Raw genomic sequence first — 12,122 nt, 5'->3', positions numbered from 1 at the left:
CTCATTTGCAGAGAGATGCCAAAATCTGCTGAAGGTGAGAAAAGGATGAGCTCATGCGCCTGCTGCGCCTTCGCGGTTCATTTCACCGCTCTGCAAGCGAGCAGCCCCCGGGTCTGCGCTCCGCTCCGCCCGGGGCGGCGCCGGATTTGTGGCATCGGGCAGAAATTAATGCGGAACCCAGATGAGGTTCTTCCTCACTCCACCGCGAACAGGCTGATGACCACGCCCTTGCCGAGCCTGGCGCCGCGGCTGACGAAGATGGTGCGGTTGACCCATTGATAGCGCGGGTCGCCGGTTTCGAGCCTTGCGGAGGAGCGCATGTAATAGGCGTCGGGGGAGACATCGCCGCCTTTGGCAAGCTCTGCCATCACATCCGCCGGGCCATGGCGGAAGCCGCTGTCGCGCATTTCGATGAGGGCGCCGTCCTCGGTCTCGAAGGCATAGCGGGCATCAAGCACCGCCAGCCCGCCTTCGTGCAGCGTCAGCCAGTCCGCGCCCAGATTGAGAATGCGGCCATTGAGACGGGGGCCGGAGACCGTGCCGCCGGTGATCTGCATGATCTTGCGCTCGCCGCCTCTGCCTTGCCCCATGGCGCGCGGCGGCGCGACCTCGACCCTCAGATCGCACATGTGCACAAGGCGTGGCGCCGCCAGGGCAGGGGATTCTGGGGCAGGGGCTTCGCGGCTCAAGTCTTCCGGCGTTCGGCTTGTCATCTGCGGCTTCCTTCCTGAGGTTCACACAGGCGCCGACACAGGCGCCGGGGCGGGCACCCTTGCACCTTCGGCAATCATGCGCGGGGCGGCGTTGAGGGCGTCCTTGGCAAAGCCGGCAGCGGCCTTGTAGGCGCCCATGAAGCTGGCGCGCTCTTCGGGAGAAATCACGTCATCAATGTTGTCAAAGTCGCCGCCACAGCGCTCGTCCACCATGTTGAGAAGGCCGAAGGGGCCTGCGCCCCGGTTGCGCAGGATGAGCTGGGAGACGGGGCCGCAGAGCTTTTCGTCATAGGCGGCAAGCGCCTCCGGCGTGACGCCATGGGCCAGCATCATGACACCGAGCGTGCGCGCATCGATGATGGCCTGGCTCGCGCCATTGGAGCCGGTCGGATACATGGCGTGGGCCGCATCGCCCATCAGCGCCACCGGGCCATCCACCCATGTGTCCACCGGGTCCCGGTCGATCATCGGGTTTTCATAGGCGACATCCGCACCGCGCAGCAGGGCCGGAACATCCATCCAGTCATAGGTCCAGTCCGCAAAGTGATGGAAGAAATCTTCCACCTCCACCTGACGGAACCAGCCGGTGGCATCGCGCTTGCTGATGTCGTCATAGGTGACTTCGGCGATCCAGTTGATGCGGGCAAGGCCGGTCTGCGGATCAACGGGCGAAATCGGATAGATGACCATGCGGTGCCGGTGCGAGCCGAGGCCGATGAAGGATGAGCCGGTGCGCACCGGCTTTGCCATGGCCGTGCCGCGCCACATGACAGCGCCGCCCCAGTGGATCGGCGGCTGGTCCGGGTGCATCTGCGCGCGCACGGCCGAGTGGATGCCGTCAGCGCCGATCAGCAGCGTGCCGGTTTCCTCGCCGGAAGAACCATCCGCATGGCGGAGCAGGGCGGTGACGGTTCCATCCGGGTTCTTGCGGTATCCCGTAACCTTCGCCCCCAGAATAACAGCTTCCTCACCGGCGCGGGCGCGGAAGGTCTCATAGAGCAGCATATGCAGTTCGCCCCGGTGCACGGCATATTGCGGCCAGTTGTAACCGGCCTCCAGCCCGCGCGGCTCGGCGTAGATTTCCTGGCCGTTGCGGCCGACAAGCGCCCATTCGCGCGCCGGAACACCCACCTTGTCCAGCATGTCTGCCGTGATGCCGAGATCGAACAGCTCGCGCACCGCATTGGGCTGGATGTTGATGCCGACGCCCAGCGGCTTCAGCTCGCGCACGGATTCAAACACCTTGCAGCGCACGCCGATCTGATGAAGCGTCAAGGCCAGCGCCATGCCGCCAATTCCGCCGCCTGCGATCAGGACCAGAGGTTCCGTCACCCGCATTCCTCCCCGAGTTTGCTTTTGGCAAGGGGTATAGCGGGAGCAGGGCGAAATGGGAATGGATTTGGCGGGAAGGGATCAGCCCGTCACCCCATGCGTTGCCCAGACGGCGCGCACATCCTCGTCAGACGCAAACTCACCACGGGCCGCCTGTGACCGGGAGATGGCCAAGGACGCCGTTTCCTCCGGGCTCAAATCATGAACAAGCATGCTGGTTGATTGCCCCAAGCAATCCAGCCCCCTTCGCATCGCCGGGGGAAGGGCGTCCGGTGACACCCAGCTGAGGGCCGATATCTCGTCAGGATTGGCAAGAAGCGCGCCGGACGGGTTCGCAAAGAGATAGCGCAGATCGATATGGACATGCGCCGGCTCGTTCTTCTTCCTGTTTTCAGGGATGCCGTGGACATCGATATCGATGGGAAGCCTATCCTGCAGCTGCGCGGTGAGACCGGTTTCTTCGGCGAGTTCCCGGGCGGCAGCTTCATGGGGCATTTCTCCGGCATCGATGTGTCCGCCGGGAAACAGCAGTTTTCCGAGCGTGAGATGTTCCACCATCAGGACTTTGCCATCCTGCAGCAGCACGGCACTTGCGGTGACATGCGCCGGAACCGTTGAACGAGCCGTCATATCCGCATCGCTGCGCCAGAGGCGGTCAATGGCGGAAAGCTCTTCGAGACGCGCCGGATGGGCCGCGCAAAAGGCGCTGATCAGGTCTTTGATTTCCGTATTATGGCTTGAAAACAAGGCTCTGGCTCCACAGTCCGGACGGGTCATTCAGCGGGCCGCGATGGCCTTTAGAATGGCAGAAGCCGGCGCAACTGTCGCGATTTTGCCGTCCATATAGGCCAGCGAGACACGGGCGTGTTCCTCGTCATAGGAGGCCGTGCAGTCCCGTGCAATGGTGACGCGCAGATCGCGCTGATAGGCATCGATGGCAGTCATGCGGACGCAGGCATGGGTGTTGATGCCGCACAGAACCACATGCCCGGCGCCCATATGCGCCAGCCGGTCTTCAAGGTCTGTCCGGAAGAAAGCGCTGTAGCGCTTCTTGACGATGACCACATCTCCGGGCCGCCAGTCGAGATCCGCATGAAGCTGCGCGCCGCGCGTGCCCATGATGGTGGCCTTGATGTTGCGCTCACGCATTTCGGCAAAGGCATCGCTGAGGCCTGGCTCGAACTCCTGACGCACCCAGATGACGGGAAGCCCGGCCATCCGGAAGGCAGCGGCCAGCCGGTTGGTCTGCGCAATCAGCTCCGCCGTTCGCCCGGCGTCACAGCTGTCGAGAAAGTCGTTGAGCAGATCGATGATGATGAGGCAATGTGAGGCCATGGCGCGAAACAACCGCAGCACCGTGTCATCCATGTGACGGGAGGCATGTGACGGGTGATATGCAACGGGCAGCCTGTGACAAGCGGCGGCGCTTCGGCGCCAATCTCACCGTATATAGATAAGTTCCATAATATATCTTATCCGACATTTGTGTGCGTGAGCTGAGTTCCCCAGCTTGGCAAGCTTCCTGTGAGTCAAACTCATCTGGAACTGGTATTGGGAAACGTGCCATTCGAAACGGAGCGCTGGTGAGATGGACGAACGCGAAGCCGCAGCTTCGAGCTGGGATCACCCCAAATGAAAAAAGCCGCTGATGGTTCAAAGATCAAAGTTCGGCTGGCCGCGATAGACGATTGTGCTCGCTTGATCCAGATCCACGAAAGCGCCATTTTGATCTCTGGCCGCGCCGCCTATTCTCAGGATGAATGCGAGAGTTGGGCGACCGGGCTCAAGCCTGAAAATTACGTTGAGGCGATGACCATCAAAGGACAGACTTTTTTGGTTGCTGAAACAGGCAATAAAATATGCGGCTTCTGTTCATGCAAAGATGATGAAATAATTGGTCTTTATGTTGATCCGGAAACCGGGCGGTCAGGCATTGGATCTCTTCTTCTGGAGCATGCAGAAAAAGCAATTGAGAAAAAGGGTCACAGATCAATTCACATTGACGCTGCTCTATCTGCGCTCGATTTTTACTTACATCATGGATATTCCATTCAGCAGCGGCGCTCTGCCAGTTCTCGTGGCGGCCTCGAGTTGAATGTTTGCGACCTGACGAAGACCCTGCCGGGCCAGAACCGGTTTTGATCGTCGATTTCGCCGTTCCTGCCGCTCACTCTTCCATTCCCTCCACGTACTGCAAGGCGGCGCGGGCGGCGGAGATGGAGTGGCCGGCGCGGCACATGGCGGCCATGTCCTTGCGGTCCTTGTCGCGGCGGGTTTCCGGGCTCTCGTCCTGGTGGCCCTTGCGCCACTGCCCGAGCCTGCGGCGCTGCGCAAAGCGGCGGGCGGCGCTGGCGTCCGAGGTTTCGTCCTGATCCAGCACCGCATCGATCATCTGACGCGCCACACCTTTGGCCCCCAGTTGTGCGGCGATCTTGCGTGTGGAGGCTCCCTTGCGGCGCAGGCTGGCGAGTTTGGTTTCGGCAAAGGTCTGGTCGTTCACCAGACCGCTGCGGCTGCACTTGTCCAGCACCGTCTCGATCATCGGCGCATAAACGCTTGCATCCGTGCCATGGTGGCGGGCGGCGCGGGAAACCTTGCGCTCCAGCACAAGCCGCAGATTGGCCAGCGACGTGGCGTAGCGCTCCAGATAAGCCAAGGCCTGCCGCGTGAGGCGCTCCTCTGTCGGAATGCGCGGCGCCCGGCGTTGTGCCTTGCCGCCAGCGGGCCCTGCAGACGCCGGCCTTACGTCGCTGCGGCCGTCTGTCCGGGCGCTGGCCGGATGGTCCTGCGCGCCGTCATCGGCCATGAAGCCCTCCGAAAATCCGTTCCATACCAATCAAGGTATTGGAAATATTGGATTTTTCAAGAGTAAAATGGCCAAGTCTGACCGGAGGGCATCAGTGCCCTCCTCCGCCGCCGGAGTTCAGTTTCGGCTTTTCGACAAAGAAGATGGCGGCCAGCAGGCAGATGAACAGCAGGGTCAGCAGCATGAACATGTCGATGAAGGACATGATGAAGGCCTGCTGGGTGACCATGCCCTTCACCGCATTGAGGGCCGCTGTGGGGGCGGCATCGCCCAGCGGCGCATAGGCCTGCGTCAGCATGGACATGGTTTCCTGCACCGGCTCGCGGGCGCCATTGACGCTTTCGGCCAGGCGCTCGTAGTGGAAGGCGCGCCGTTCGGTCAGGAAGGAGTTGATCAGCGCAAGGCCCACGGCACCGCCGAGGTTCCGCGTCAGATTGAACAGGCCGGACGCGTTCTTGATCATCTGCGGCGGCAGCATGCCGAGGGCAATGTTGTTGATCGGCACCATGCACAGCATCAGGGAGCAGCCGCGCAGGATCTGCGGCAGCAGCAGCTCGTAGAAATCCCAGTCCTGCGTCAGACCGGTGACAAGATAGGTACCGAGCGCAAAGCCGCCAAAGCCGATGCCCATCATCACGCGCGGATCGAGCACGCTCATCAACCGTCCTGCGATGGGCGCGGTCAGGAACATGGCAAGGCCGCTGACGAACATGGTCTCGCCGATCTGCAGCGCGGTATAGCCGCGGATGCCGGAGAGATAGACCGGATAAAGATAGGTCAGGCCATAGAGTCCGATGCCCATGACGAAGCTGAACAGGCTGCCCATGGCGAAGTTCTTGTTGCCGAAGGCGCGCAGATCCGCCACCGGCTCGTCCACCGTGAAGGCCCGGTAGAAGAACAGCAGCGCGGCGGCACCCGAGAGCACGGAGAACAGGACGATATGTTCGCTCTGGAACCAGTCGTCATTGGTCCCCTCCTCCAGCACATATTCGAGCGACCCGAGGAACACCGCCATGGCGGCAAAGCCGGTCCAGTCGAACTTGTCGAGAAGGCTCATGTCCGGCTCGTCGAAGTCGATCAGCGAAATGGCGGCAATCGTCACGAAGATGCCGGGAATGACGTTGATCAGGAACAGCCAGTGCCAGGACATGAAGTCGGTGAGATAGCCGCCCAGCGTCGGGCCGATGGTCGGGGCCAGCGTTGCAACGAGGCCGATGATCGGCGACACGATGCTGAATTTCTCACGCGGGAAGATCAGATAGGCCGTCGCAAACACGGTGGGGATCATGCCGCCGCCGAGAAAGCCCTGCAGCGTGCGCCAGAGGATCATTTCGTTGATCGTCGTGGCCGTGGCGCACATGAAGCTCATGGCGGTGAAGCCGCCGGCGGAGATGGCAAACATCCAGCGGGTCGAGAGCATGCGCGACAGATAGCCGGACAGCGGAATCATGATCACTTCGGCGATCAGATAGCTGGTCTGCACCCACGGAATTTCATCGCTGGAGGCGCCAAGCCCGGCCTGGATCTCCGACAGGGAGGCCGAGACGATCTGGATGTCCAGGATCGCCATGAACATGCCGAAAACCATGCACAGGAAGGTCAGCATCCTGCGTGGGGTCACGACGGGTTGGGTCGGAACGGCCATCGTTGCGTCTGTCATGTTGCGTCCGCCGCCCTTCTGGGGCGCCCCCTGTCAGCGGGCGCTCGCGGTCTTGCTGCCGGGAAGGCCCGTGATCCGCGTGCCGGTGCGGGTATCGACTTCCACGACCACCGACATGCCGGGACGCAGCACGGAAGCGCCCTCCTCGCTTACCGGAACGGAAATGCGCACCGGCACGCGCTGCACCACCTTGGTGAAGTTGCCCGTGGCATTTTCGGACGGCAGCAGGCTGAAGACGGAGCCGGTCGCCGGGGACAGGCTCTTCACCGTGCCGTGCAGCTCAAGCTCCGGGTAGGCATCGACGGTCACCTTCACCGAAGCGCCGGGCTGGATGGCATCCAGCTGGGTTTCCTTGAAATTGGCGTCAATACGGGCATCGGCCAGCGGCACGATGGAGGCGACGCGGCTGCCGGTCTGCAGCAGCGAGCCCACCTGCGCCGCCCGGTTGCCGACGACACCGGAAACCGGCGCCCGCACCACGGTGAAGTCCAGATCCCGTTCGGCCTTTTCCAGCGCCGTGCGGGCGGAAGCTATGGCCTGTTCGGCTTCCTTCTTCTGGCTCTCCAGCACGGCCACGTTGGCTTCGGCGACCGAGACGGCCGCCTTGCTGCTGGCGACCGTGGCAGAGGCATCGCGCATGTTGGCAAGAGCCGTGTCCAGAGAGGCCTGGCTCGACACCTTGCCTGCGGTCAGTTTCACCTGACGCTCGTAACTTGCCTTTGCCTCGATGTCGCGGGCTTCAGCCGCCTCAACTGAGGCCCTCGCCTGCTCGACGGAGGCTTGGCTGGCGATGATCTGGCGGGCGATACGCTCTACCGTCGCTTCGGCGCTGGCCACATTGTCCTTTGCGGACTGCACGGCCAGCCGGTAATCGCCGTCATCAATACGGGCGATCACCTGCCCGGCTTCCACATGCTGGTTGTCGGCCACCTCGATGCTGGCGACATAGCCCGACACCTTGGACAGAACCGTGGTGATATCGGCCGACACATAGGCATCATCCGTCGACGCCATGAAGCGGCCATGGGTCCACCAGCCATAGCCCTCATAGGCACCGGCCGCGGCGGCAAGAAGCAGGATGACCCGCATGACCTTGCCCGCCTTACCTTTCTTCTTCGCTGCGCTGCCGCCCTCGCCTGCCTGCTGACCGGTGGCAGGCTGCGGGTCTCCCTGGGCATTCCGGGCACGGGTGGGGGATGGTGCTTCCGGGCTGCCAGCGGGAGACCCGCTGCCATCCGCCGCGGGTGCAGCCGCGCGGCGCTCCTCTCCGCTGCCGGTGGGGGTACCGGAAGCGGGAGATTGGGTTTCAGTCTTGAGAAGTGTGGCAGTGCTGGTCACGGCGGGGGAGCCTTCGTTGTGTGCCTTTCGCACATAAATAGTTTGACTGAACGGTTCGGTCAATAGATGATTTGAAAAGACCGCCCTCCGGAACAGGGTTCCTCCCCCGCTGAAATCACGGCATCTTCCGGGTGGAATTTGACAGAGGGCCCCTCACGAACCTACGTAGGGGCAACGCCGCTGCAACAGAGCTGAAACGGATCATGACTGCACAGGATGCCCAGGTGGACGGAGACAAGTCCGGCCAGCCCGCCAATGCCAAACGCCACCAGATTCTGGACGGCGCACGCCGTGTGTTCCGCGCCAATGGCTTTGACGGGGCCAGCATGGAAACCATCGCCCGTGAGGCCGGGGTGTCGAAGGGCACGCTCTATGTCTATTTCGACAGCAAGGAAGCCCTGTTCAAGGCGCTGATCCTGAAGGACCGGCAGCTTCAGCCCGAGCATTGCATCACGGATCTGGATGACAGCGCGCCGCTTGAGGACGCGCTCATGCGGCTTGGCATCGTCTATCTTTCACGGATGATCCTGCCCGAAACCATCTCGACCCTGCGCATGGTGATGGGGGCATCGGAGAAGTTCCCCGAATTTGGCGCCCTGCTCTATGAGGAAGGCCCGAAGAAGGGCATCCGCCACCTGAAGCAGTTCCTGCTGCACCGGCACGAAATCGGCCAGATCACGGACTGCGATCTGGAACTGGCGGCGAGCCAGTTTCTGGATCTTTGCATCTCCGGCACCATGCGGCGCATGCTGCTGACCTCAGGCTCGGCGCCCTCTCAGGCCGAGCAGCAGGCAATCGTCGCCTCAGCCGTGCGCGTGTTCATGAAGTCCTATGCGATGAGCAACGGCTGACAGGAGCTTGAGCCCGGTCAGTCCGAAGAGCCGGGCGCCGCTCCCCCGCCTGCCAGCTTGATCACCATGCCGTCATAGGCAGGTTCCACATGCGGCGGAAGCTCACGGCAGAGCGTGGCATAGTCCATGTCGTTGTGCATGTTGGTGAGGATCGCCCGTGCCGGCTTCAGGCTGGCAATCCAGTGCAGCGCATCGTCCAGCGAGAAATGGCTGGGATGCGGCGTGCGGCGCAGGGCATCGATGATGAACAGCCGCAGACCGGCAAACCGCGCCACTTCGCTTTCGGGAATCTCTGATACATCAGGTAGATAGACCACGTCCTGAAAGCGGAACGCGAGGGAATCGATTTCCCCGTGATGCACCCGGATGGGCTGGAAGGCGATCGGTCCGCCTGCTCCGCCGATCACGGTTTCCTCTCCTGCCGCCAGCCGCTGCTCGTCGAGGATCGGCGGATAGGAGGAGCCGGGCGGTGTGGTGAAACAGTAGTCGAAGGCCTCATGCGCGCGGGCCGAGGTGGGCTCATCCATGTAGACGGGCACCTTCATGCGGTTGCGCAGCGCCAGCATCCTCAGGTCATCGATCCCATGCAGGTGATCGGCATGGGCGTGGGTATAGATCACCGCATCCAGATACCCTGCCCCGGCGTCGAGCAATTGGGCGCGCATGTCCGGCCCGGTGTCGATGAGAACCGTTGTCTCGCCCCCCTCGCCTTTCTGGCGCACCAGCAGGGCGCAGCGGCGGCGGCGGTTGCGCGGCTCGGCCGGATCACAGCGTCCCCAGTCGTCACCAAGGCGCGGCACGCCCCCTGATGATCCGCAGCCGAGGATGGTGATCTCCAGCTCTGCGCTCATTCTGCCTCCGGCCGTTTCGCCTTGGTGAAGAGACGGAAGAAGTTGTCCGTCGTCTGCCGGGCCATGTCTTCCGCGCTCACGCCATGCACTTCGGCAAGGATCTGGGCGGTGAAGGCCGTATAGGCCGGCTCGTTGCGCTTGCCGCGCCAGGGCTGCGGGGCGAGATAAGGCGCATCGGTTTCGACCAGCAGCCGGTCACGCGGCACGCTGGCGGCAATCTCGCGGATCTCCTCCGAGCGCTTGAAGGTCAGAATGCCGGAGAAGGAAACATAAAGCCCCAGTTCCACGCCGCGCCGGGCCAATTCCGGGCCGGAAGAGAAACAGTGCAGCAGCGCCGGGAAGGCCGCCTTCCCCATTTCCTCGGTCAGGATCGCCATCATGTCCTCATCCGCATCGCGCGAATGGATGACCAGCGGCAGCTGGGTGCGGCGGGCAGCCTCGATATGGGTGCGAAGCCCCTGCGCCTGCGAGGCCCGCGGCGCCTTGTCGTAGAAGTAATCGAGCCCTGCTTCCCCGATGGCAACGACCTTGGGATGCTGGGCCAGCTGCACCAGTTCGTCCGCCGTGACGTCCAGTTCCTCGTGAGCATTGTGCGGATGGGTGCCGACCGAGCAATAGACGCTGTCATAGGCTTCCGCGATGGCCAGCACCTGCGGGAACTTGCGCACCCGCGTGGAGATCGTGACCATCAGCTTCACGCCAGCCGCATGGGCGCGTGCAATCACCTCGTCCCGTTCGGCCTCGAAGTCGGGAAAATCGAGATGGCAGTGGCTGTCGACAAGCATGGGAAAGCCTCGGGGGTACCTTGTGGATAACATGCGGGCAATCCATGTGGAGAACCGGTGCCCTCCCCTGTGGACCAACCTCGGAACTCTTTGAAAGAGCGGGGACTTTCCCGCTCTTTCGCATTTTCGCAGCTTATGCGTCCGCCTGTTCCGGCTCCACATAGCGCGGGAAAGCCGGCTCGGGCTTGGGGATTTCCACGCCGGCGGCAAGCCGCCCGGCTGCGCCAAGCGTTGCAAAGCTGCGGGCGCCGGCCGGAACCGACAGGTTGTCGAGCAGCTTGGCCGCCGCCGCCGGGGTCACCGGCTGGGCCAGAATGGCGATCTGGCGGATCACTTCGGCCGTGACATAGAGCACCGTGTTCATGCGCTCCGGATCGGTCTTCTTCAGCGCCCAGGGCTCCTGCGACGCAAAGTAGCGGTTGGCTTCGGCCACGCAGGCCCAGATGCAGGCAAGACCCGCATGGATTTCCTGCTTGGAGAAGGCCGCGCGGCAGGTCTCCAGCATGGCGTCGGCCTGCGCCAGAATGGCCTCGTCGGCCGGATGAAGCGCACCCGGCTGCGGCAGCTTGCCGTCGCAGTTCTTGGAGATCATCGACAGGGAACGCGACGCCAGATTGCCAAGGTCATTGGCCAGATCGGCGTTGATGCGGTTGACGATCGCCTCGTGGCTGTAGTTGCCGTCCTGTCCGAAGGGCACCTCGCGCAGGAAGAAGTAGCGGGTCTGGTCGAGGCCGTAATGCTCGATCAGGCTGAAGGGGTCGATGACGTTGCCGACCGACTTCGACATCTTCTCCCCGCGGTTGAACAGGAAGCCGTGGGCATAGACGCGCTTGGGCAGCGGGATACCGGCCGACATCAGGAAGGCAGGCCAGTAGACCGCGTGGAAGCGGATGATGTCCTTGCCGATGATATGGGCATCCGCCGGCCAGTAGGACCAGCGCGCATCCCCCTCATCCGGGAAGCCAGCACCGGTGATGTAGTTGGTGAGCGCATCCACCCACACATACATCACATGCCGCTCGTCACCCGGCACCGGAATGCCCCAGTCGAAGGTCGTGCGCGAAACGGACAGGTCCTTCAGCCCGCGGCTGACGAAGCTGACGATCTCGTTGCGGCGCTCGGACGGGCCGATGAAGTCCGGATTGGCCTCGTAATGGGCCAGAAGCTTGTCCTGATAGGCGGACAGGCGGAAGAAGTAGCTCTCCTCCTCCACCCATTCCACCGGCGTGCCCTGCGGGCCGTAGCGCACGCCATCGGCGCGCACTTCGGTCTCGCCCTCCTGATAGAAGGCCTCGTCGCGCACCGAGTACCAGCCGGAATAGCTGTCCTTGTAGATGTCGCCATTCGCCGCCATCCGCTTCCAGATTTCCTGGCTCGCCTTGTGGTGGCGCTCCTCGCTGGTGCGGATGAAGTCGTTGTTGGTGCAGCCGAGGGCCTCCACCATGGCGCGGAAGCGGGCGGAGTTGCGGTCGGCCAGTTCCTGCGCGGAGATGCCTTCCTTGCGCGCCGTCTGCAGCATCTTCTGGCCGTGCTCGTCCGTGCCCGTCAGGAAGAACACATCCTTGCCGTCCAGCCGCTGGAAACGGGCCATCGCATCCGTGGCAATCGCCTCATAGGCATGGCCGATGTGCGGCACACCGTTGGGATAGGAAATGGCCGTGGTGATGTAGTAGCGGGGCTTGTCGGTCATGACGCTTCGGATGCTTTCGGGCGAGAACTGGCTACAAACGGGAGAAACAGCCGGACAGGTGTCCGGTCATCAGCAGGTGCCTTGCGGGCGGCAAGG

The 12,122-nt window shown here is 62.9% G+C and carries 12 protein-coding genes; 2 read left to right on the top strand and 10 right to left on the bottom strand.

The annotated features are described in order from the left end of the window. Positions 1–194: 194 nt before the first annotated feature. The 4 genes from AC0CMF_RS03650 to AC0CMF_RS03635 all read right to left on the bottom strand — a co-directional run bounded on the left by AC0CMF_RS03650 (position 195) and on the right by AC0CMF_RS03635 (position 3,401). The gene (locus AC0CMF_RS03650) at positions 195–713 is read right to left on the bottom strand and encodes a DUF3237 domain-containing protein (RefSeq protein ID WP_374628219.1); all 519 of its coding nucleotides are present in this window, start codon (positions 711–713) and stop codon (positions 195–197) included. 21 nt (positions 714–734) lie between these two features. Continuing rightward, entirely contained in the window at positions 735–2,051 is a 1,317-nt protein-coding gene (locus AC0CMF_RS03645; RefSeq protein WP_374628218.1) for a flavin-dependent oxidoreductase, read from the bottom strand. 75 nt (positions 2,052–2,126) lie between these two features. Next, the gene (locus AC0CMF_RS03640) at positions 2,127–2,792 is read right to left on the bottom strand and encodes an NUDIX hydrolase (RefSeq protein ID WP_058899776.1); all 666 of its coding nucleotides are present in this window, start codon (positions 2,790–2,792) and stop codon (positions 2,127–2,129) included. Positions 2,793–2,822: 30 nt separating this feature from the next. Beyond that, on the bottom strand, positions 2,823–3,401 hold the full coding sequence (locus AC0CMF_RS03635; RefSeq protein WP_374628217.1) for a cysteine hydrolase family protein: 579 nt from the start codon (positions 3,399–3,401) through the stop codon (positions 2,823–2,825). A 276-nt stretch (positions 3,402–3,677) separates the two neighbouring features. On the opposite strand from AC0CMF_RS03635, the gene AC0CMF_RS03630 reads away from it, so the two are divergent. Beyond that, a complete protein-coding gene (locus AC0CMF_RS03630; RefSeq protein ID WP_374628216.1) occupies positions 3,678–4,187 on the top strand; it encodes a GNAT family N-acetyltransferase in 510 nt (169 codons plus the stop codon). 25 nt (positions 4,188–4,212) lie between these two features. Here AC0CMF_RS03630 and AC0CMF_RS03625 read toward each other — a convergent pair whose 3' ends face one another. The 3 genes from AC0CMF_RS03625 to AC0CMF_RS03615 form a co-directional block, all read right to left on the bottom strand. Next, a complete protein-coding gene (locus AC0CMF_RS03625; protein ID WP_058899779.1) occupies positions 4,213–4,851 on the bottom strand; it encodes a regulatory protein RecX in 639 nt (212 codons plus the stop codon). A gap of 91 nt (positions 4,852–4,942) precedes the next feature. Next, the gene (locus AC0CMF_RS03620; RefSeq protein ID WP_374628214.1) at positions 4,943–6,511 is read right to left on the bottom strand and encodes a DHA2 family efflux MFS transporter permease subunit; all 1,569 of its coding nucleotides are present in this window, start codon (positions 6,509–6,511) and stop codon (positions 4,943–4,945) included. Positions 6,512–6,544: 33 nt separating this feature from the next. Further along, on the bottom strand, positions 6,545–7,849 hold the full coding sequence (locus tag AC0CMF_RS03615; protein WP_374628213.1) for an HlyD family secretion protein: 1,305 nt from the start codon (positions 7,847–7,849) through the stop codon (positions 6,545–6,547). A gap of 203 nt (positions 7,850–8,052) precedes the next feature. Between AC0CMF_RS03615 and AC0CMF_RS03610 the strand changes: the two genes are divergently transcribed. Continuing rightward, positions 8,053–8,700 carry a TetR/AcrR family transcriptional regulator gene (locus AC0CMF_RS03610; protein ID WP_050471504.1) on the top strand — a complete coding sequence of 216 codons (648 nt, stop codon included), beginning with the start codon at positions 8,053–8,055 and terminating at the stop codon, positions 8,698–8,700. A 17-nt stretch (positions 8,701–8,717) separates the two neighbouring features. Here AC0CMF_RS03610 and AC0CMF_RS03605 read toward each other — a convergent pair whose 3' ends face one another. From AC0CMF_RS03605 to metG, 3 genes are all read right to left on the bottom strand, one after another. Then, positions 8,718–9,551: an MBL fold metallo-hydrolase gene (locus AC0CMF_RS03605; RefSeq protein ID WP_374628211.1), complete on the bottom strand. Its 834-nt coding sequence runs from the start codon at positions 9,549–9,551 to the stop codon at positions 8,718–8,720. Continuing rightward, positions 9,548–10,336, bottom strand: coding sequence for a TatD family hydrolase (locus AC0CMF_RS03600; RefSeq protein ID WP_374628210.1), 789 nt, complete (start codon positions 10,334–10,336; stop codon positions 9,548–9,550). The genes AC0CMF_RS03605 and AC0CMF_RS03600 overlap by 4 nt, the downstream gene beginning before the upstream one ends. A 133-nt stretch (positions 10,337–10,469) precedes the next feature. Further along, positions 10,470–12,026, bottom strand: coding sequence for a methionine--tRNA ligase (metG, locus tag AC0CMF_RS03595; protein ID WP_374628209.1), 1,557 nt, complete (start codon positions 12,024–12,026; stop codon positions 10,470–10,472). Positions 12,027–12,122 lie beyond the last annotated feature (96 nt).

It is taken from the genome of Pannonibacter sp. CBAS1226, assembly GCF_055685825.1.
The sequence above is the reverse complement of the archived record's forward strand: the minus strand, read 5'-3'. Positions and strand labels throughout refer to the sequence as shown.

What these genes read in the sequence shown, in the direction of transcription:
- AC0CMF_RS03620 (WP_374628214.1), bottom strand. Translation starts at nt 6,511, where the DNA reads ATGACAGACGCAACGATGGCCGTTCCGACCCAACCCGTCGTGACCCCA.
- AC0CMF_RS03645 (WP_374628218.1), bottom strand. Translation starts at nt 2,051, where the DNA reads ATGCGGGTGACGGAACCTCTGGTCCTGATCGCAGGCGGCGGAATTGGC.
- AC0CMF_RS03650 (WP_374628219.1), bottom strand. Translation starts at nt 713, where the DNA reads ATGACAAGCCGAACGCCGGAAGACTTGAGCCGCGAAGCCCCTGCCCCA.
- AC0CMF_RS03625 (WP_058899779.1), bottom strand. Translation starts at nt 4,851, where the DNA reads ATGGCCGATGACGGCGCGCAGGACCATCCGGCCAGCGCCCGGACAGAC.
- AC0CMF_RS03600 (WP_374628210.1), bottom strand. Translation starts at nt 10,336, where the DNA reads ATGCTTGTCGACAGCCACTGCCATCTCGATTTTCCCGACTTCGAGGCC.
- AC0CMF_RS03630 (WP_374628216.1), top strand. Translation starts at nt 3,678, where the DNA reads ATGAAAAAAGCCGCTGATGGTTCAAAGATCAAAGTTCGGCTGGCCGCG.
- metG (WP_374628209.1), bottom strand. Translation starts at nt 12,026, where the DNA reads ATGACCGACAAGCCCCGCTACTACATCACCACGGCCATTTCCTATCCC.
- AC0CMF_RS03610 (WP_050471504.1), top strand. Translation starts at nt 8,053, where the DNA reads ATGACTGCACAGGATGCCCAGGTGGACGGAGACAAGTCCGGCCAGCCC.
- AC0CMF_RS03605 (WP_374628211.1), bottom strand. Translation starts at nt 9,551, where the DNA reads ATGAGCGCAGAGCTGGAGATCACCATCCTCGGCTGCGGATCATCAGGG.